At 66.4% G+C, this 20,126-nt stretch carries 18 protein-coding genes; 11 read left to right on the top strand and 7 right to left on the bottom strand.

The window, feature by feature from the left end; genetic code table 11:
* Positions 1–4 precede the first annotated feature (4 nt).
* Positions 5–550 carry an oligoribonuclease gene (orn, locus tag PTT45_RS09265; protein WP_273812879.1) on the bottom strand — a complete coding sequence of 182 codons (546 nt, stop codon included), beginning with the start codon at positions 548–550 and terminating at the stop codon, positions 5–7.
* Positions 551–588: 38 nt separating this feature from the next.
* Positions 589–1,359 (bottom strand): class I SAM-dependent methyltransferase, encoded by a 771-nt coding sequence (locus tag PTT45_RS09260; protein ID WP_273812878.1) that lies wholly within the window; start codon positions 1,357–1,359, stop codon positions 589–591.
* 87 nt (positions 1,360–1,446) lie between these two features.
* On the opposite strand from PTT45_RS09260, the gene rsgA reads away from it, so the two are divergent.
* A complete protein-coding gene (rsgA, locus tag PTT45_RS09255) occupies positions 1,447–2,478 on the top strand; it encodes a small ribosomal subunit biogenesis GTPase RsgA (protein WP_273812876.1) in 1,032 nt (343 codons plus the stop codon).
* 46 nt (positions 2,479–2,524) lie between these two features.
* On the opposite strand, the gene motB is transcribed toward rsgA, so the two are convergent.
* A complete protein-coding gene (motB, locus tag PTT45_RS09250) occupies positions 2,525–3,574 on the bottom strand; it encodes a flagellar motor protein MotB (RefSeq protein ID WP_273812875.1) in 1,050 nt (349 codons plus the stop codon).
* Positions 3,575–3,590: 16 nt separating this feature from the next.
* Positions 3,591–4,442: a flagellar motor stator protein MotA gene (gene motA / locus PTT45_RS09245; RefSeq protein ID WP_043308449.1), complete on the bottom strand. Its 852-nt coding sequence runs from the start codon at positions 4,440–4,442 to the stop codon at positions 3,591–3,593.
* 119 nt (positions 4,443–4,561) lie between these two features.
* On the opposite strand from motA, the gene PTT45_RS09240 reads away from it, so the two are divergent.
* From PTT45_RS09240 to PTT45_RS09220, 5 genes are all read left to right on the top strand, one after another.
* A complete protein-coding gene (locus PTT45_RS09240; RefSeq protein ID WP_273812873.1) occupies positions 4,562–6,085 on the top strand; it encodes an HDOD domain-containing protein in 1,524 nt (507 codons plus the stop codon).
* A 50-nt stretch (positions 6,086–6,135) separates the two neighbouring features.
* Positions 6,136–6,951 carry a rhodanese-like domain-containing protein gene (locus tag PTT45_RS09235; protein ID WP_273812871.1) on the top strand — a complete coding sequence of 272 codons (816 nt, stop codon included), beginning with the start codon at positions 6,136–6,138 and terminating at the stop codon, positions 6,949–6,951.
* Between the two features lie 14 nt (positions 6,952–6,965).
* Positions 6,966–7,826 (top strand): archaetidylserine decarboxylase, encoded by an 861-nt coding sequence (gene asd, locus PTT45_RS09230; RefSeq protein WP_273812870.1) that lies wholly within the window; start codon positions 6,966–6,968, stop codon positions 7,824–7,826.
* A gap of 191 nt (positions 7,827–8,017) precedes the next feature.
* Complete coding sequence (locus PTT45_RS09225; RefSeq protein ID WP_273812869.1) at positions 8,018–9,835, top strand: molecular chaperone; 1,818 nt, start codon at positions 8,018–8,020, stop codon at positions 9,833–9,835.
* Between the two features lie 68 nt (positions 9,836–9,903).
* Entirely contained in the window at positions 9,904–11,970 is a 2,067-nt protein-coding gene (locus PTT45_RS09220) for an EAL domain-containing response regulator (RefSeq protein WP_273812868.1), read from the top strand.
* Positions 11,971–12,024: 54 nt separating this feature from the next.
* Here PTT45_RS09220 and serB read toward each other — a convergent pair whose 3' ends face one another.
* Positions 12,025–13,239, bottom strand: a complete 1,215-nt coding sequence (gene serB, locus PTT45_RS09215; RefSeq protein ID WP_273812867.1) for a phosphoserine phosphatase SerB — start codon at positions 13,237–13,239, stop codon at positions 12,025–12,027.
* Positions 13,240–13,385: 146 nt separating this feature from the next.
* Between serB and PTT45_RS09210 the strand changes: the two genes are divergently transcribed.
* Entirely contained in the window at positions 13,386–14,957 is a 1,572-nt protein-coding gene (locus tag PTT45_RS09210; RefSeq protein ID WP_273812866.1) for a histidine kinase, read from the top strand.
* On the top strand, positions 14,954–15,496 hold the full coding sequence (locus tag PTT45_RS09205) for a metal-dependent hydrolase (protein ID WP_273812864.1): 543 nt from the start codon (positions 14,954–14,956) through the stop codon (positions 15,494–15,496). Before PTT45_RS09210 ends, PTT45_RS09205 begins: the two co-directional genes overlap by 4 nt.
* Here PTT45_RS09205 and waaA read toward each other — a convergent pair.
* Positions 15,470–16,741 carry a lipid IV(A) 3-deoxy-D-manno-octulosonic acid transferase gene (gene waaA / locus PTT45_RS09200; RefSeq protein ID WP_273812863.1) on the bottom strand — a complete coding sequence of 424 codons (1,272 nt, stop codon included), beginning with the start codon at positions 16,739–16,741 and terminating at the stop codon, positions 15,470–15,472. The genes PTT45_RS09205 and waaA overlap by 27 nt on opposite strands.
* A 34-nt stretch (positions 16,742–16,775) precedes the next feature.
* Positions 16,776–17,660 carry a LysR family transcriptional regulator gene (locus PTT45_RS09195; RefSeq protein ID WP_273812862.1) on the bottom strand — a complete coding sequence of 295 codons (885 nt, stop codon included), beginning with the start codon at positions 17,658–17,660 and terminating at the stop codon, positions 16,776–16,778.
* 82 nt (positions 17,661–17,742) lie between these two features.
* Between PTT45_RS09195 and PTT45_RS09190 the strand changes: the two genes are divergently transcribed.
* The 3 genes from PTT45_RS09190 to PTT45_RS09180 all read left to right on the top strand — a co-directional run bounded on the left by PTT45_RS09190 (position 17,743) and on the right by PTT45_RS09180 (position 20,109).
* Complete coding sequence (locus tag PTT45_RS09190) at positions 17,743–18,075, top strand: DMT family transporter (RefSeq protein WP_273812861.1); 333 nt, start codon at positions 17,743–17,745, stop codon at positions 18,073–18,075.
* A gap of 61 nt (positions 18,076–18,136) precedes the next feature.
* Positions 18,137–19,315 (top strand): NAD(P)/FAD-dependent oxidoreductase, encoded by a 1,179-nt coding sequence (locus tag PTT45_RS09185; protein WP_273812860.1) that lies wholly within the window; start codon positions 18,137–18,139, stop codon positions 19,313–19,315.
* Positions 19,312–20,109, top strand: coding sequence for an aldo/keto reductase (locus PTT45_RS09180; RefSeq protein WP_273812859.1), 798 nt, complete (start codon positions 19,312–19,314; stop codon positions 20,107–20,109). The genes PTT45_RS09185 and PTT45_RS09180 overlap by 4 nt, the downstream gene beginning before the upstream one ends.
* The last annotated feature ends 17 nt before the right edge of the window (positions 20,110–20,126 follow it).

Raw genomic sequence — 20,126 nt, 5'->3', positions numbered from 1 at the left:
GAGGTCAGACCTTGAGGAAGTGCTGACGGTAGTGCTTGAGCTCCGCGATGGACTCGCGGATATCGTCCAGCGCCTGGTGGGTGCCCTGCTTCTGGAACGAGTCCTTGACCTGCGGCGCCCACATGCCGGCGAGGATCTTCAGGGTCGACACGTCCAGGTAGCGGTAGTGGAAGTAGGCTTCCAGGTTCTGCATGTACTTGTAGAGGAAGCGGCGATCCTGGCCGATGCTGTTACCGCAGATCGGCGACTTGCCCTTGGGCACCCACTGCTCGAGGAAGGCGATGGTCTGCGCCTCGGCGGCGGCGGTGTCGATCTTGCTGTCGCGTACGCGCTGGGTCAGGCCGCTGTCGCCATGGGTGCGGGTATTCCACTCGTCCATGCCGGCCAGCACCGCATCGCTCTGATGCACGGCAATCACCGGGCCTTCGGCGAGGATGTTCAGCTCGCTGTCGGTGACGATGGTGGCGATCTCGATGATCACGTCCTGCTCCGGCTCCAGCCCGGTCATTTCCAGGTCGATCCAGATCAGGTTGTTGGGGTTCTGCGACATGAGTTCGGCTCCTTCTAGATTGGCGCCAGTTTAGCCGCTCACAGCTGCCAGAACAGCAGGCGTGAATCACGCCAGTCGTTCAACTCGATGATCTCGCCGGCCGGCACATCCGGAATCTCGAAGCTGTTGCTGACCAGCAGCGCGCCAGGGCGCATCTCCCGGCGCGCCTTGACCCACAGCTCGGCCATGGGCGCCGGCGAGAGAAAGCAATAGACCACGTCGTAATCGCCCAGCGGTTCAGCCCACAGGCTGCGGTAGCGCACCCGGCAGTTGCTATAGGGCAGGCAGCGCAGCCAGGCCAGTAGGAACACCAGCGGCGCCGTCTCGACCCCGGACAGGCGCGCCTGTGGATAATCTCGCGCCAACTGCACCAGGGTACCGCCCAGGCCGCACCCCAGGTCGACGAAGCGGAAATCCGCCGACAGCCCCGCCAGGCGCTCGCTCAGGCGCTGGCGAGTGCGGGCGCCACTGAGGTATAGCGGTACCCGCTCGCGGAAGCTGTTCCAGTTGATCAACAGGAGCAGCAGGAAGGCCGCAAAAAACCACCAGGCCGGCCACTGTCGGCTCTGCAGCGCCAGCAAACCGGGTACAAAGGCCAGGTTCAGCGCCAGCCACCAACTGCGCAGCCCCAGCCAGCGGCCCAAGCCAGCGGCCAGCACGCCTTGCGCCAGCGCCGCCTGCCACAGGGTCGGCCGCCAGCCAGCCAAGCGCACCGAAGCGAACAGCAGCAGGGCGATCACCAGCACGGCCAGCAACTGGGCCAGCAGGGCGAGAACGGCGGGGTAACGGGAGCGCAGGAGTTCGAGCATGGCGCCTGTTGTACCAGCAGGCCGAGGCCGGGGCCAGTCGGAGCCCGTGCTAAACTCGCCGCCGTTTTCTTATTCATCGGAAAGGCCATGGCCAAACGCCAACTGACCCGCCGCCAGAACTGGCGCATCGAGAAAGTCCAGGAAGAGCGCGCCGCTCGCGCGGCCAAGCGTGAGTCACGCCTGCTCGAGGAGCTGGAAGGCGGCGACCTGGGCCCGGAACAGACCGGCCTGGTGATTGCCCACTTCGGCGTACAGGTCGAGGTCGAAGCACTGGAAGGCGAGCTGGCCGGCCAGGTACAGCGCTGCCATCTGCGCGCCAACCTGCCGGCGCTGGTCACCGGCGACAAGGTGGTGTGGCGCTCCGGCAACCAGGGCCACGGCGTGATCGTCGCTCAGCTGCCGCGTAACACCGAACTGTGCCGCCCGGACATGCGCGGCCTGCTCAAGCCGGTAGCGGCCAACGTCGACCAGATCGTCATCGTCTTCGCCCCGCTGCCGCACCCGCACGCCAACCTGATCGACCGTTACCTGATCGCCGCCGAGCATGCCGGCATTCGCCCGCTGCTGCTGCTGAACAAGGCCGACCTGATCGATGAGGAAAACGGCACGCACGTGAACAACCTGCTGACCACCTATCGCCAACTCGGCTACGAGATGCTGGAAGTCTCGGCGCATCATGGCGGCGGCATGGAACTGCTACAGGGCAGGCTGGACGGGCACGTCAGCGTCTTCGTCGGCCAGTCCGGCGTGGGCAAGTCGTCGCTGGTCAACAGCCTGCTGCCGGGCGTGGATACCCGCGTCGGCGACCTGTCGGAAGTCACCGGCAAGGGCACCCACACCACCACCACCGCACGGCTGTTCCACTTCCCGGGTGGCGGCGAGCTGATCGACTCCCCCGGCATCCGCGAATTCGGCCTGGTGCATGTCAGCCGTGACGACGTGGAAGCCGGCTTCATCGAGTTCCGCGACCTGCTCGGCACCTGCCGCTTCCGCGACTGCAAGCACGACCGCGAGCCCGGCTGCGCCCTGCTGCAGGCGCTCGAAGATGGCCGCATCCAGCCACAGCGCATGGCCAGCTACCGGCACATCCTGGCCAGCCTGCCCGAATCCGAATACTGATGAAGCGCTGAAATGAAAAGGCCGCGATGATCGCGGCCTTTTCATTTCACTCTTGAGGTTGGTCGAACTGCAGCGCGCCATCCTCGAAGATATTCAGGCGCTGGCGTAGCTCCTCGGCCTGCGCCGGATCACCCGGCGCCGCAGAACCAGGCGCCACGGCCTCGGTCGGTGCCGGCGCCTCGGCGGACTCGGCCGTGCCGTCGCCGTCCTGCTCGCCCTCGATGGCGCGCTGGGCTTTCTTGGTCAGCACGATGATGTCGATGCGGCGGTTCACCGGATTGAACGGATCGTTGCGATCGAACAGTGCCGACGAGGCATAGCCAACCACCCGCGCCACCTTCTCGTCCGGATAACCACCGGCGACCAGCGCCCGCCGCGCCGCGTTGGCACGGTTCGCCGACAGCTCCCAGTTGCCGAAATCGCCGGCTCCGGCGAACGGCTTGGCATCGGTATGGCCGCTGACGCTGATCTTGTTCGGTACCGCCTTGATGGTCTCGGCGAGGATCAGCAGGATGTCTTCGAAATACGGCTGCAGGCGGGCGCTGCCGAGGTCGAACATGGGCCGGTTCTCGGCATCCATGATCTGGATGCGCAGGCCGTCCTGGGTGATCTCGAAGAGGATCTGGTCCTTGAACTTCTGCAGCTCGGGGTCCTCGTCGACCTTGGTCTGCAGCTCCTGCAGCAGCAGCTCCAGGCGCTCACGCTCGACCTGCTCGGCGAGCTTCTCGGCCATGTTCTCGTTGATTTTCTCGGAGTCGCTCTCGGCCTGGTCGCTCTTCGCGTCGACCGCCGCCTCGGCCGAATCCGGCGCATCCTTCAGTTCGGGGTTGAGGGTGCGGTCCGGCGCCGGCGTCGGCGTACCACCGAGGTCGATGACATAGGGACTGGCACTCTCGGTGAAACCGATCGGGTCCTGGAAGTAGCCGGAAATCGCCTTCTTCTGCTCCGGGGTGGCCGAGGACATCAGCCACATCACCATGAAGAACGCCATCATCGCGGTGGCGAAGTCGGCGAAGGCGATCTTCCAGGCACCACCGTGGTGACCGCCGGCGATCTTCTTGACCCGTTTGACCAGTATCGGCTGATTGTTTTCCATGGCTCAGCGATCCAACTCAGCTGCCACGCATGGCCTGTTCGAGCTCGCTGAAGCTCGGCCGATGCGCCGGCAGCAACACCTTGCGGCCAAATTCCACGGCAAGCGTAGGCGGCATGCCCGAGGCAGAAGCAACCAGGGTCGCCTTGATCGACTCGTACAGGTTCAGCTCTTCCTTGGCATCGTGCGTCAGAGCATCGGCCAGCGGGGCGAAGAAGCCGTAGGAGGCGAGAATACCGAGGAAGGTACCGACCAGCGCCGTACCGACCTTCTCACCGATCTGGGCGTTGTCGGCGGTAGCGAGGATGGACATGGTGATCACGATACCCAGCACCGCCGCCACGATACCCATCGCCGGCATGCCGTCGGCTATCTTGGACACCGCATGCGCCGGATGCTCCAGCTCTTCCTTCAGGCTGGATATCTCCATGTCGAAGAGGTTTTCCAGCTCGTGCGGCGCCATGTTGCCGGAGGACATGATGCGCAGGTAATCGCAGATGAACGCCGTCATCTGTGCATCCTTGAGGATGCCCGGGTACTTGCTGAAGATCGGGCTGGCGTTGGGATCCTCGACGTCGGCCTCGATGGCCATCATGCCTTCGCGGCGACTCTTGTTGAGGATTTCATAGAGCAGCTTCAGCACTTCCAGATAGAAAGCGTGAGTGAAGCGGCTGCTGAACATCTTCAGCGACTTCTTGAACACCGTCATGAAGGCGCTGCCAGGGTTGGCCTGGAGGAAGGCCCCCAGAGCCGCGCCGCCGATGATCATTACTTCGAACGGGTGCACCAGCGCCATGATCTTGCCGCCAGACAAGACGAAGCCGCCAAAAACACAGCCGAATACAACCAGGATGCCGATGATCTTGACCATGGGAATTTAGCTTGAAGAAACCAGTCGAAAGGGTTGTTTGCAATAACCCTTCTATTTATCGGAAGTATTGCGCCAGACTATAGGCAGTAAAGGCGAAAAGCCAGTTTGGCTCAACCCGCATGCCCACTACGAAAAACCTCCCCCGCAGTATCGATGCCTGGCTCAAGCAGCTGGATGAGGTTCGCCTGCCTATCGCCGGCCATCATCACGAGGCCATCCGGCGGGTCTTGCTCGACAGCCGCAGGTCGCTGCGCGACATCGCCGAGCGCATGCAGGACAGCCCCGCCGTAGCCCTGGCCGTGCTGCGCGAGGCCAACCGCAACACCGGCGGTCTCAGCGAACCAGCGGAAAGCCTGGAGATGGCGCTCAACCGCCTGGGCCTGAAACGCGCGGAAACGCTTCTCGGCCAGATGACGGTGCTGGATGAGGCACAAATCCCCCTGGCGCTGTGCCAGCTGCAGCTGATCAGCCTGCATGCCTCGCAGCAGGCCAACGGCCTGTTCGCCGGGCGCCTGGCTCGCCTGTGGCAGGAAATCCACTGGGGCAGCCTGCTGTTCCTAGCCCCCCTGTGGCCACTGGCGGCCAGCCAACCGGAGTTGTTCGAAGCCTGGGAGCGCCGCGTGCTAGGCCGCGGCGAGCCAGCCGGAAAGGTCGAGCGCGAGCTGCTCGGCGTATCCCTGAATGCCCTGTGCCTGGCGCTGGCACGGCACTGGCGCCTGCCGGAGTGGATCGTCCAGGGCTACCGCCTGTTGGTCGAGGATCGCCGCCTGCTGGTCAAGGCCCTGCACATCGCCCGCGACAATGAACATACGCTGCACCAGCAGCAGGTGCTCGACGAAGACAGCAACCTGCGCCGCTGGCTGACCCAGCCCGGCAACAGCATCCTGCTGGCCAATGGTCTGGCGCTATCCAGCCACCACAACTGGAGTTGCCAGCACCACCTGCGCTGGCAGCGCCTGGCCGGCCTGTATCTGCAGACGGAACTGCCGGACCTGCAGCAGTTGATCCATCAGCAGGCCGCCCTGAGTGCCCGTCAGCATGCCCAGCCAGGCCTCTGGCATCCGGCCGAAGCATTACTGTGGCCTTGGGAGGCCTGCCGCCTGAAGGATCTGCAAGCGCCAGCCGCGCCCAAGATCAACACCCAGCTGGATCTATGGAAGCAGCACTGCGCCCAGCTGCTGGCCCAACCTTCCCCCTTCGCCAACGTGCTGCAGCTGACCGACAGTGCCTGCCAGGCCCTGCAGGCAGGCGGCATGCAGCGCGTGCTGGTGTTGCTGGCGGACCGCACCCACAGCCGGCTGATGGCCCAGCAAGTGGCAGGCCTGCCGGACGCCGCGGCGCAGCTGCGCCTGGACCCGACACAGAGCCAGGTACTGCGCCGTCTGCTGGCCGAGCCCGGCCAGCTGCGCCTGTCGCCGGCCAACCTGGCGCAGGTCTCCGCCCTGCTGCCGGGCAGCCTCAAGGCGCTGTTCAACGGCGAGCACCTGATCCTCCGCTCGCTGGCCAGCAATGGTCGGGTGGTGATGCTGCTGGTGGCCGACCAGGGCGGCGGCGACATCGGGGCAACCCCGCTGCAGATCTTCGGCAAGACCGTGCAATGTATCGAGCGCGCATTGGCCACCTTTGCCCGCCGCGGCGCCTGACCTTTCCGCTACAATCGCCGTTTTCCCACTTTTCACCTCGGAGGCTCCGCATGTCTGCCTTCTCCGGCCTGTCGCTGGTGATAGAACCGGCCGACCTGGCGACGCGCCTGCAGGCGCCCGAACTGATCCTGGTAGATCTCAGCCCGGCTGCACGCTATGCCGAGGGCCACATCCCCGGCGCCCGCTGGCTCGACAGCAAACGCACTCAGCTCGGCCAGCCGCCCGCTCCCGGCCTGCTGCCGGAACTGGCGCAGCTCGAGGCACTGTTCGGTGAATTGGGGCATCGCGAAGACGCCGTCTATGTGATCTACGACGACGAGGGCGGCGGCTGGGCCGGGCGCTTCATCTGGCTGCTCGATGTCATCGGCCACCCTCATTACCATTTCCTCAATGGCGGCCTGCAGGCTTGGATGGCTGAAGGGCGCGAGCTGAGCCAGGCCGAGCCGGCACCGGCCAGCAGAACCGTGAAGCTGCAGCTGCATGATGAGCCCACCGCCAGCCGCGACTATCTGCAGAGCCGACTGGGCGCTGCAGACCTGGCCGTGTGGGACGCCCGTTCGCCGGCCGAGTTCAGCGGCGAGAAGGTGCTCGCTACCCGCGGCGGGCACGTGCCTGGCGCGGTCAACTTCGAATGGACCGCCGGCATGGATCCGCAGCGCGGGCTGCGTATTCGCGCCGACATGGCCGAGGTACTGGAAAGCCTCGGCATCAGTAAAGACAAGGAAGTGATCACCCATTGCCAGACCCATCGCCGCTCCGGCTTCACCTATCTGGTGGCCAAGGCGCTGGGTTATCCGCGAGTCCGCGCCTATGCCGGCTCCTGGTCCGAGTGGGGCAACCTGCCCGACACCCCGATCGAATACTGATGTAAGGAACACCCATGAAAGAACGCCTGTTTATCCTCAGCCAGTACCTGCTGCCGCACCACCTGCTGTCGCGCCTGATCGGCTGCGCCGCCGAATGCCGCGCCGCGTGGTTCAAGGATCGCCTGATCGGCTGGTTCGCCAAGCAGTATCAGGTCAACATGGCCGAAGCCCAGGTCGAAGACCTGACCGCCTACGAGCACTTCAACGCCTTCTTCACCCGTGCCCTGAAAGATGGCGCGCGCCCGCTGGATGAAACTCCCGGCGCCATCCTCTGCCCGGCCGACGGCGCAGTCAGCCAGCTCGGCCCGATCGAGCAGGGCCGCTGCTTCCAGGCCAAGGGCCACAGCTTCAGCGTGCTGGAACTGCTCGGCGGCGACGCCGAGCGCGCCGCTCCCTTCATGGGCGGCGACTTCGCCACCATCTATCTGTCGCCGAAGGACTACCACCGCGTGCACATGCCGCTGGCCGGCACCCTGAAGGAGATGGTCTACGTGCCGGGCCGCCTGTTCTCGGTCAACCAGACCACCGCGGAGAACGTGCCCGAGCTGTTCGCCCGCAACGAACGCGTGGTCTGCCTGTTCGACACCGAGCGCGGACCGATGGCCGTGGTGCTGGTCGGCGCCATGATCGTTGCCAGCATCGAGACGGTCTGGGCCGGTCTGGTCACGCCGCCCAAGCGCGAGCTGAAGACCACCCGCTACGACGAAGCGGCGCGTGCCGCAATCGAGCTGAGCACGGGCGGCGAGCTGGGCCGCTTCAAGCTGGGCTCCACCGCCATCGTGCTGTTCGGCCCTGAGCAGGTACAGTGGGCCGAAGGCCTCGTCGCCGGCAGCCCGGTACGCATGGGCCAGGCCCTGGCACTGCCGCGCAGCTGAGGCTCGCAGACCTTTACCTCGCCCTCTCGGCGGGATGGCCGCAAGGAACATCCCGCCGAGAGCGCAGTCCAAATCGGCAAGACTCTGCAAATGTTCGCAGCCGTGCTGCGACGCTGCCGCGATGCTGCTAGAGTTCCGAAAAAACCCGGCGGCACGGATGCCTTACCGCCTGCTACGGATCCCTTTCCGGTATGGAAAAACAGAGCCCTCACCTGCTCCTGCGTGTACCTACCCCCGACCGACAGGGTCTGTCGTTCTGTGAGGCCACTCCCCGTGAAATGAAGCGCTGGATCGCCGGGCTGCCCAAGGCAAACATCGGCGAGACTGCCCGTCAGCTCTATCAAGGCCTGATCGAACTGAATCAGCTGGTCACTCCCAGCGAGAACCGCCTGCAGCTGCTCGAACTGCTCCGCCCGGAAGTGCAGTTCGTGTGCAGCCATCTCGAGCGCCACTTCCTCAACCAGTCCATCGTCCTCGATGAGCGCCCACGCAAGGTCGCCAACCTCTGCCAGGCTCTGCAGAACCACATGGCGATCGGCTACAAGCTGATCATCGCCCAGGAGCTGCCACGCCTGAGCAAGGAGCGCGCGCAACTGCTCACCGTCGGCCTGCAGCGCGCCAGCCATGCCCTGCTCGGCCCACTGATTCGCGCCAGCCAGCTGTACTGCCCGGTACCAGAAGGCCTCTGGCTGGAGCTGCACCAGATTTCGCTGATCGCCCGCCAGCACGGCCTGCATAAGGTCCAGGTACGCGACGGCCTGGCCCGCAATGGCCAGAGCCTGAGCCAGCAACAGATCTATCTCGGCGCCCTGCTGCTCGGCTGCGCGCGCTGCAACCAGATGCGCCAGAGCAGCATCGCCCGCCTGGCCGAAGCCCTGGAAGACTGGAGCAACCTGGCCAGCCTGGAACGCGCCGATGCGCCGAACAGCCTGTTCGCCGTGGCACCGCAGCTGGATGGCCCACCCCGCTACAAGTCGCTGTTCGGCGAAGCCGAGCTGCACAGTCTGCTGGGGCTGGACCCGCACAGCCTGGTCGACGCGATCAAGGAGTACTTACTGCTACCGCCGGACAGCAAGGAGCCGCGCCGCCTGCCAGTGACGGAAGGCATGTCGATCGACCTGCTGCAGCACCTGGCCTCGGCCTGGGGCGACATCGCCGAACGCACCTTCAACCGCAGCCCGGGACGCGGCAGCCTGACCCTGTGCATCGGCATGTCGGCGCTGCACTTCAACCTGGCCGGCCAGCGCAGCTTCGCCGACGTGCTCAAGCGCGAAGATGTGCCCCGCAGTGCCCAGTTCAAGGCCAGCAAGCTTGGCGAAGGCACTGGCCCGGACGTCTGGGCCGGCGCCTTCGACGCCCAGCGCAATAGCCAGTGGGAACACGGCATTCCAATGGAGGACATCCAGTACAAGGCCGCCATCAAACCGGGCGAACAGTCTGTCGAGGAAACGGCGGAGGGCTATCCCAGCCACGAGCTGCCAATCGTCAACCACAGCCCCGGCGGCTACTGCCTGACCTGGCCCCGCGAGGTTCCGGCCCAGCTGCAAGCCGGCGAGCTGCTGGGCGTGCAGGACAGCCCCGGCCAGGCCTGGAGCGTGGCCGTGGTGCGCTGGATTCGTCAGGTCCGCGGCGGCGGCACACAGATGGGCATCGAGCTCATCGCCCCCCATGCGCAGCCCTGCGGCGTGCAACTGGTGCGCAAGAGCGAGCAGAACAGCCAGTTCTTGCGCGCCCTGCTGCTGCCGGAAATCAGCGTGATCTCGCGCCCCGCCACAGTGATCACGCCGCGCCTGCCGTTCCAGGAGAGCAACAAGGTACTGATCAATCACAACGGCGACGAAACACGCGCGGTGCTCAGCCGCAAGCAGACCAGCACCGGCAGCTTCAGCCAGTTCGAATATCGCGCCCTGACCGAAACCCAGCCACCTTCCGGGACCTCCGTCACAGCGGCGAAAGCCCCCGCCAAGCCTGGCGAGGAAGACTTTGACTCACTCTGGAAGTCGCTGTAGATTGCCGGAAACGACCATCTGTCGCCTTTTTTCGCCCGTTCTTCGGCGCTTTCCAAGCAAGTTCTGCAATGGCCATCGAGAAAAAAACCATACGCCTGCTGATCCTCGAGGATTCGCAGAACGAGGCCGAACGCCTGGTCAGCCTGTTCCGTAACTCCGGACGGGCTACCCGCGTTCATCGCATCACGTCCAGCGACAACCTGGCCGAAGCGCTGCAGCAGAGCTGGGACCTGCTGATCAACGCCCCCAGCAGCGAGCACCTCGAGCCCAGCGAGGCGATCAGTGCCATCCGCCGCCAGGCCAAGGACATCCCGGTGATCCAGCTGATCGCCGACAACGACTCCGATGCCGTCACCGAAGCGCTGATGCTTGGCGCCCAGGATGCCCTGCCGCAAGGCGAGGACGAGCGCCTGATCCTGGTCGCCAACCGCGAACTGGCCAACCTCGAAGAACGCCGCGCCCGCCGCAGCGCCGAAGTGGCCCTGCGCGAAGCGGAGAAGCGCTGCCAGCTATTGCTCGACAGCTCGGTCGACGCCATCACCTACGTCCACGATGGCATGCACATCTACGCCAACCGCGCTTACCTCAAGCTGTTCGATTACGAGGATGCCGATGAGCTGGAAGGCATGCCGATGATCGACCTGATCGCCAGCGAGGATCAGGCCCGCTTCAAGGACTTCCTCAAGAGCTACGCCAGCCACGAAGGCAATGCCGAGCTGAGCTGCGGCGGCGTGCGCCCGGACGGCAAGCGCTTCCAGGCGCGCATGTCCTTCTCCCCGGCCACCTATGATGGCGAGCCCTGCATCCAGGCGGTGATCCGCGCCGAGAGCGACAACGCCGAGCTGGAAGAAAAGCTGCGCGAGATCAGCAGCCAGGACCTGGTGACCGGCCTGTACAACCGCACCTACTTCCTCGAACTGATGGATGGCGCCGCCCAGCGCGCGGTCAACGAAAGCCAGCCCTCCAGCCTCGCCTATATCCGCCTCGACCGTTACAGCGACGCCATCGGCGAGGTCGGCCTGGCCGGCATCGACATCCTGCTGACCGACCTGGCCAACCTGCTGCGCGCCCACTTCGGCGACAGCGTCGCGCTGGCCCGCTTCGGCGACGACGTCTTCACCGCGCTGCTGCCAGGAGTTACCCCGCAACAGCTGCCGGAACAGCTGCAGCCGCTATTGAAGAAAGTCGAAGGGCACCTGTTCGACGTCGCCGGGCGTACCGTGCAGACCACTCTGTCGATCGGCGTCGCCGGCCTCAGCGAGCAGACCAGCAAGGCCCAGGAAGTCATCGACCGCGCCCACCGCTGCGCCGACGAACTCGAAGGCAACGCGATCAAGGTCTACAACCCAGCCGACGAACTGGCCGCAGCGGCCAACCGTGGCAGCCTGGTCGCGATGATCCAGCAGGCGCTGGAGAACAACAGCTTCCGCCTGCTGTTCCAGCCGATCATCAGCCTGCGCGGCGACAGCGACGAGCACTACGAAGTGCTACTGCGCCTGCTCAGCCCACAGGGCGAGGAAGTGCCGGCTGCAGAGTTCCTCAGCGCCGCCAAGGACGCCGGCCTGGCCGAGAAGCTCGACCGCTGGGTCATCCTCAATTCGGTCAAGCTGCTCTCCGAGCACCGCAGCAAGGGCCACAGCACCCGTCTGTTCGTGCACCTGTCGGCCAACAGCCTGCAGGACCAGACCCTGCTACCGTGGCTCAGCGTGGCACTGAAAGCGGCGCGCCTGCCATCCGACGCCCTGGTGTTCCAGATCAGCGAAACCGATGCCGTGACCTACCTCAAACAGGCCAAGGCTCTTTCCCAGGGACTGGCGGAGCTGCACTGCAAGATCGCTCTGGTCCAGTTCGGCTGCGCACTGAACCCGTTCAACACGCTCAAGCACCTCAATGTCGACTTCGTGAAGGTGGACGGCTCCTTCTCCCAGGACCTCTCCAACGCCGACAATCAGGAAGCCCTGAAGACCCTGCTCGCCAGCCTGCACGCCCAGGCCAAGCTGACCATCGTGCCCTTCGTCGAGAGCGCCAGCGTGCTGGCCACCCTCTGGCAGGCCGGGGTCAACTACATCCAGGGCCACTACCTGCAGGGCCCCAGCCAGTCGATGGACTACGACTTCTCCGCCGGCGACGAGTGATCCAGCCGCACAAAAAAGCCCCGCGCTAGCGGGGCTTTTTCATTACGGCGCCAGTCAGTCCTGGCCGTCGCGATCACGGAAACCGAGCAGGTAGAGGATGCCGTCCAGGCCCAGGGTAGAGATGGCCTGCTTGGCCGACTGCTTGACCAGCGGCTTGGCACGGAAGGCCACGCCGAGACCGGCCAGGCCAAGCATCGGCAGGTCGTTGGCACCGTCGCCCACGGCGATGGTCTGCTCCAAGCGCAGGCCTTCCTTCTCGGCCAGCTCGCGCAGCAGGTCAGCCTTGCGCAGGGCGTCGACGATAGGCTCGACGGCCACGCCGGTGACTTTGCCATCGACGATCTGCAGCTCATTGGCGAACACATAGTCGATGCCCAGCTTGGCCTGCAGCTGCTTGGCGAAATAAGTGAAGCCACCAGAGAGGATGGCGGTCTTGTAGCCCAGGCGCTTGAGCTCGGCGAACAGTACCTCGGCGCCTTCGGTCAGGCGCAGCGAGGTGCCGATCTCGGCCAGCACGCTCTCCGGCAGCCCCTGCAGCAGCGCCATGCGCTCCTTGAAACTGGCGCGGAAGTCCAGCTCGCCACGCATCGCACGCTCGGTGATCTCGGCCACCTGCTCGCCCACGCCATGGGCCTTGGCCAGCTCGTCGATCACCTCGGCCTCGATCAGCGTCGAGTCCATGTCGAACACCGCCAGGCGGCGATTGCGACGGAATACCGAGTCGCGCTGGAAGGCGATGTCGACGTTGAGCTCCTGGGCCACGCTGAGGAACTCGGCGCGCAGCGCATCGACATCGGCCGGCTCGCCGCGCACGGAGAACTCGATGCAGCCCTTGCCCTGGTCAGCCGGGGTGTCCAGCGGCATGCGCCCGGAGAGGCGGTCGATCTGGTCGATGTTGAGGCCGTACTTGGCGGTGATCGAGCTGACGCGCTGCAGCTGCTCGGCGCTGACCTTGCGGGTCAGCAGGGTGACGATGTAGCGGCTCTTGCCCTGGCCGCCAACCCACTGCTGGTAGTCGGCCTCGGAGACGGGGGTGAAACGCACCTGCTGGTCCAGCTTGTAGCCGGTGAACAGCACGTCCTTGAGCACGGAGGAGCCGCGCTCGGTGTCCGGAATCTCGACCAGGATGCCGAACGACAGGGTGTCGTGGATCACCGCCTGGCCGATGTCGAGGATGTTCACCCCGCCCTGCGCCAGCACACCGGTGATGGCTGCGGTCAGACCGGGACGATCTTCCCCGGTGATGTTGATCAGGACGATTTCGCGCAAGGCTTCACTCCAGGCGTACAAATGGGTCGGCGAAAAGGCGCACATTCTACCCCTATTCCCGCCGCGCTGGGCACGGGCGGCGCTTTGCCGGCCTGGGGACGCTGGTTATACTGCGCGGCAATTCCATTCAAGAAGAGCCGCGCTCTGTGAACCGGCCCGTCCAGGTCAAACCCGACAATTTCTTCCTGTTGCTGTTCAATGCCCTGCGCCAGCGCCGCGTGCCGCTCGCCCTGCGCATCGCCAGCCATAGCCTGTTGCTGGTCGCCCTGGCCCTGGTGATCTACGCCTGGGTGATGGGCATGCAGTTCAAGCAGGCCATGCAGCAGCAGGCCGACGCCCTCGGCCAGAGCCTGACCGTGCAGACCGCTGCCTCGGCCACCGAGCTGCTGGTGTCCAACGACATCCTCAGCCTCAACGTGCTGCTCAGCAACCTGGCGAAGAACCCGCTGGTGGCCCATGCCGCCATCTACAGCGTGGACAACCGCATCCTTGCCGAGGCCGGCTCGCGCCCGACCCAGAGCATTCTCGGCGAGACCGAAGGCCTGTATTCCACGCCCATCACCTTCCAGGAAGTGATCGCCGGCCAGCTGCGCATCAGCCTGGACATGCAGCAGTTCCAGCAGCCAATGACCATCAGCCTGCAGAGCATGGGCCTGCTCAGCCTGATCCTGCTGGCCTTGGCCATGTCGCTCAGCCTGCGCCTCGGCCGCCATATCTCCATGCCGCTGATGCAGCTGCGCGTGTGGTTGCGCGATCCGGACGACCCTGCCCCCGGCGCTGGCCGCCAGGACGAGATCGGCGACCTGGCCCGCCAGCTGCAGGCCCGTCTGGTGCCGGAGAAGCCGGAGCCCGAGCCGCAGTACGAGGAACAGGACGACTACGCCGACCTCGGCGACGAGCACGACTTCCATGAAGACGAGGTCCGCGAGCCGGGCTTCGACATGCCGAACCTGCGCGCCGACGCGGATTACGACTACGACGAAGAGCTCGCCCCGCCCACTCCGGCTGCCAAGCCGGTGGCCCAGCACGAGGAAGATGACCCGTTCGCCGACCTGCGCGACCTGCAACCGGTCGCGCCTGCCAACGTCGAGCCTGAACTCGAGCCACAGCCCGCGCCGGTTGCCTACCAGCCGCCGCAGCCGGAGCAGAATGTCAGCAGCGCCGTGCTGGCTATCCAGCTCGGCGCCCAGGAGCAGCTACGCCACCTGCCGCGCACCCGCCTGCTGGAACTGCTGCAGCGCTACCGTGACTGCCTGGAACGGGCCGCCGCGCTGTACCAGGGCAAGCTGTTCACCCTCAATGACGGCAGCAGCCTGATGCTGTTCTCCAGCGAGCACAGCGACGAGGACTACCTGACCCACGCCCTGTGCTGCGGCGAGCTGATGCGCGCCCTCGGCCACGCCCTGCAGATCGAGGTGGCTGACAGCGGCATCACCCTGCAGCTGCAGCTGGGCCTGACCAAGACCGACGAGGAAATCAGCCCGAGCCAGGCCGAGCTGCTGCTCAGCGAAGTCGCCCAGGACGCCCTGGCTCTGGCCCAGCACAGCCGCAACCTGCTGCTGGTACAGCGCAGCGTCGCCGACGACCCGCTGCTGCGCCAGCGCGCACGCATCCGCGCCATCGCCAGCCCGGAAGGCGCGAGCTGCGTCGAGCGCCTGCTCGAGCCCTACCCCTCGCTGCTGGAGCGCCAGCTGGCGCGCATGCACGAGCACTCGTGACCACGCTGATCACCCACCCGCTGCCGGTCCTGGCCCTGGGACTGGCACTCGGGCCGCGGGTAATTCCCCCGCGCCTGCTGCTGGCCGGGTTGCTCTTCACCCTGCTGCCGGATGCCGACGTTCTGGCCTTCAAGTTCGGCATCGCCTATGCCGACGCCTTCGGCCATCGCGGTTTCAGTCACTCGCTGTTGTTTGCCGCAATCTGCGGAACCCTGGGCGCACTGGGCTGCCGCCTGCTGGGCTGCGGCCCGCTCAAGGCCTTCTGTTGGATCACCCTGGCCTGTGCCTCGCACAGCCTGCTGGATGCGGCCACCGATGGCGGCCTGGGCGTGGCCTGGCTGTGGCCATGGAGCGAGCAGCGCTTCTTCCTGCCCTGGCGGCCCATCGAGGTCTCGCCCTTCGTGCAGGGCTTCTTCAGCCAGCGCGGCCTCGACGTACTAGTTTCCGAGGCACGCTGGGTCTGGCTGCCCTGCCTCGGCCTGGCTCTGGGCGGAATGCTGCTGCGGGCGTTGCTACGCCCGCGCCAGCAGGCCTTCTAGCCCCGCCAACAGGCGCGCCAGGGCACCCTGGTTGGCGCGCAGCACGCCGAGGCCGGCCTCGGCCATGCGCCTCGACTCCTCAGGATCGGCGAACAGTGCGCGCAACGCCGCATGCAGCTGCGCCGCATCCTGCACCTCCATCAGATCGCCGGCCGCACGCAGCTGCGCGGCGATTTCCAGGAAGTTGAACAGGTGCGGACCACTCAGCAGTGGCTTGCCCAGCGCCGCCGGTTCCAGCAGGTTGTGCCCGCCATTGGGGATCAGGCTGCCGCCGACGAAGGCCAGGTCGGCCAGGGCATAGAGGAACAGCAGCTCGCCCAGGGTATCGCCGACCAGCACCTGCGCCTGCGCTGTCACCGGTTCGGCGCTGGAGCGACGCACCACGCTGAAACCCTCGCGCCAGCTCATCTCGCTGGCCTGCTCGAAACGCTCGGGGTGGCGCGGCACCAGGATCAGCAGCGCATCGGCATGCTCGCTCAATAACTGGCGATGCGCGGCCAGCACCACCTCGTCCTCGCCGGCATGGGTGCTGGCAGCAATCCACACCGGGCGCGCCGCGCCCCAGCTACGGCGCAGCTCGGCGGCGCGCAGCGGCAGCTCGGCATCGACGCTCAGATCGAACTTGATCGAGCCGGTCACCTGCACGCACTCGCGGCGCGCGCCCAGCTGGCGAAAGCGCTCGGCCTCGGCCTCGGTCTGCACGGCGATCAGCGACAGCTGCGCCAGCATCGGCGCAGTCAGGCGCGAGAAACGCGCATAGCCGCGCGCCGAGCGCTCGGACAGGCGCGCATTGGCCAGCACCGCAGGAATACCGCGGCGATGGCAGGCGGCGATGTGATTGGGCCACAGCTCGGTCTCCATGATCACCGCCAGTCGCGGCTGCAGGCGTTCGATGAAGCGCGAGCAGGCCCACGGCAGGTCGTAGGGCAGGTAGCAGTGCTGAATACGCTCACCGAACAGCGCCTGGATGCGCTCGGAGCCGGTCGGCGTCATGCAGGTGACGGTGATTGGCAGCTCGGGATGGCGCGCCAACAACTCGCGGATCAGCGGCGCGGCGGCAATGCTCTCGCCCAGTGACACGGCGTGGATCCAGATACCGCCCTGGCGCAGCGTCGGCAGGCCGAAGGCGAAGCGCTCGCCGATGCGCTTGCCGTAAGCGGGGGCGCTCCTCGCCCGCAGCCACAGGCGTAGGAAGATGAACGGCAGGGCCAGGTGCAAGATCAGGGTATAGAGGGTTCTGTTCATGGGCGCGCAGCTTAACAGAGCGTTCCGCGCCAGATCAGCCCATCGCCTGCAGGTGCTCGGCGAAGGACTCGGCCAGCCAGAGCGCCGCAGGCCCCAGCGCCTCGTCGCGGCGGCAGACCAGCTCCACCAGCAGCGGCGGCGGCGTCCAGTCACAACTCAACTCGACCAGTTGGCCCTGATAGGTCGGGTACTGCACCACGTGGCGCGGCAACCAGGCCCAACCAAGGTTGCGCATCAGCAGCTCGGCCATGGCGTAGAAGCTGTCGGCGCGCCAGACCGACGGGCTGATCTGCTCGCCGCCGGGGTACTGGCTATCCTGCGGCGCCATCAGCAACTGGCGGTGGCGCGCCAGCTCGCGGCGATCGACCTGGCCGGCCGCCGCCAAGGGATGCTCCGCACCGCAGACGGTCACCAGCTCGATGGTGCCCAGGCGCTGGCGCTCCAGCTCTGCCGGCATGTGTTCGTGGTGGAACAGCAGGCCGAGGTCGGCGCGCCGCTCCAGCAACTTGCGCGCGACATCGCCCTGGGCGCCACTGGCCAGCTGCACCTCCAGCCGCGGGAAGGCCTTGGCCAGCGCCTCCAGGCTGTCCAGCACCGGCTGATAGGGCATCGCCTCATCCTGCGCCAGGCGCAGACGCACCTCCTCACCGCGCACCAGCCCCCGGGCCCGTGCCTCCAGGCGCTCCTCCTGGCGCAGCAACTCGCGCGCCTCCTCCAGCAACGCCGCGCCTGCCACCGTCAGGCGCGGCTGGCGGCCACTGCTGCGCTCGAACAACAGCACGCCGAGATCAGCCTCCAGTATAGCGATGGCACTGCTCACCGCCGACTGCGCGCGCCGCATCTGGCGTGCCACGGCCGAGAAGGACTGGCCCTCGGCAACGCCGACGAACAGGCGGATCTGCTCCAGGTTCCACTGCATGCCTATCTCCAATCCAGATAGGTAATGACTTTATCCCATCGCGCAGAACTCTAGAATGGCGCCGCTCAACAGGAGGATCGACATGACCGGCTATCTCTACCTCGCCATCGCCATCACCGCCGAAGTGATCGCCACCACCTCGATGAAAGCCCTCGACGGCCTGAACAAGCCCCTGCCGCTGGTACTGGTGGTGGTTGGCTACGCCATCTCGTTCTGGATGCTCAGCCTGGTGGTGAAGACCATCCCGGTTGGCGTCGCCTATGCCGTGTGGGCAGGCCTGGGCATCGTGCTGGTGAGCATCGCCGCCACCATCCTCTATCAACAACGCCTGGACCTGCCGGCCATGCTCGGCATGGGCATGATCGTCGCCGGAGTGGTGGTGATCCAGTTGTTCTCGAAAACCATCGGCCACTGACCGGCGAGCCGCAGCGGCTGGCCGCGGTATACTGCGCGCCTGTTTCCAGCGAGCGCCGCGCATGTCCCAAGCCCTCAGCACCGATATCCTGATCGTCGGCGGCGGTATCGCCGGCCTCTGGCTCAATGCCCGCCTGCGCCGCCTCGGCTATGCCACCCTGCTGGTGGAAAACGCCGCGCTGGGCGGCGGGCAGAGCCTGAAGTCCCAGGGCATCATCCATGGCGGTGCCAAATACGCCCTGCACGGCGCGTTGACCGGCGCCTCCGAGGCCATCGCCGACATGCCGCGGCGCTGGCGCGAAGCCGTGGCGGGCCAGGGCGAGCTGGACCTCTCCGGCGTGCGCATACTCTCCGAAGCCCACTATTTGTGGTCGCCGGGCAGCCTGGCCGGCAATCTGACCAGCTTCTTCGCCAGCAAGGCCGTGCGCGGTCGCGTCGATCAGGTCAAGGGCGACCAGCTGCCACCAGCGCTGCAACATCCCAAATTCAAGGGCAAGGTCTATCGCCTGGCCGAGCTGGTGCTCGACGTGCCCAGCCTGATCACGCGCCTGGCCGAGTTGGCCGGCGACAGCCTGCTGGCCGGGCATGACATCAAGCCGTTGCTCGAGAACGGCGAGCTAGTCGGCCTGCAGATCGACGGTCGCGAGATCCGTGCCCGGCGCATCGTGCTCAGCGCCGGTGCCGGCAACGCCGAGCTGCTCGCCGCTCTCGGCGTGGAACAGCCGCGCCAGCAACTGCGCCCGCTGCACATGGTGCTGGTCAAGGGTCGCGACCTGAAGCCGCTGTACGCCCACTGCCTGGGCGGCGGGCCCAAGCCACGCATCACCGTGACCAGCCACCCGGCCGCCGATGGCCAGTGGGTGTGGTATCTCGGCGGCGATATCGCCGAGGCCGATGGCGTGGCCCGCAGCGAGCCGGCGCAGATCGCCGCAGCGCAGAAGGAAGTGCAGCAACTGCTGCCCTGGGTCGACCTCTCCGACGCGCGTTGGGCCACCCTGCGGGTCGACCGCGCCGAGCCGGCGCAATCGGGCCTGGTACGCCCGGACAACGCCTTCCTTGCCGACCACGGCCGCCTGCTGGTCGGCTGGCCGACCAAACTGGCGCTGTCGCCGGACTTCGCCGATCGCGTCATCGCCGCCCTCGAGCGTGACGGCATCACGCCGGGCGAGTCCGCAACGCTGCTGCCGGCGCTACCACGCCCGCCACTGGGCGAGCCGGTATGGGAGCAGCTGCTGCCATGAGCCTGCACGACCTGCACCGCCCGCTGGGCGACACCGGCCTGCTCGTCTCGCCACTCGGCCTGGGCACGGTCAAGCTGGGCCGCGACCAGGGAGTGAAGTATCCCAACGGCTTCACCATCCCCGACGATGCCGCCGCGCGCGCCCTGCTCAACCGGGCCCGCGAACTCGGCATCAACCTGATCGACACGGCACCGGCCTACGGCGTCAGTGAACAACGCCTGGGCCCGCTGCTGCGCGGCCAACGCCAGGACTGGGTGATCGTCAGCAAGGTCGGCGAGGAATTCGAGGCCGGCCAGTCGCACTTCGACTTCTCGCCGCAACACACGCGCCTCTCGGTCGAGCGCAGCCTGCAGCGCCTGGAGACCGACTTCATCGACCTGGTGCTGGTGCACTCGGACGGCAACGACGTGGCGGTGCTGCGCGACAGCGGCGTGTACGAGGCCCTGGCCGAGCTCAAGCGCGAGGGCAAGATCCGCGCCTTCGGCCTCTCCGGCAAGACCGTCGAAGGCGGCCTGCTGGCCCTCGAGCAGGGCGACTGCGCCATGGTCACCTACAACCTCGCCGAGCAGGGCGAACGCGCCGTGCTCGACCATGCGGCCAGCCACCACAAGGGCATCCTGATCAAGAAGGCCCTGGCCAGCGGCCATGCGGTGCTCGCGGGGAAAGATCCAGTGCGCGCCAGCTTCGAGCTGGTGTTCGGCCACCCCGGCGTCAGCGCCGCCATCGTCGGCACCATCAACCCGCAACATCTGGCGGCAAATGCCGCGACCGCCGCTGCGGTTATCCGCGGCTAAACTGCTGGGCTCCGGGC

Source organism: Pseudomonas sp. Gutcm_11s (assembly GCF_028649395.1).
Lineage (GTDB): Bacteria > Pseudomonadota > Gammaproteobacteria > Pseudomonadales > Pseudomonadaceae > Aquipseudomonas.
Note: the sequence above shows the minus strand (reverse complement) of the source record. Positions and strands in the feature narration are given on the sequence as shown.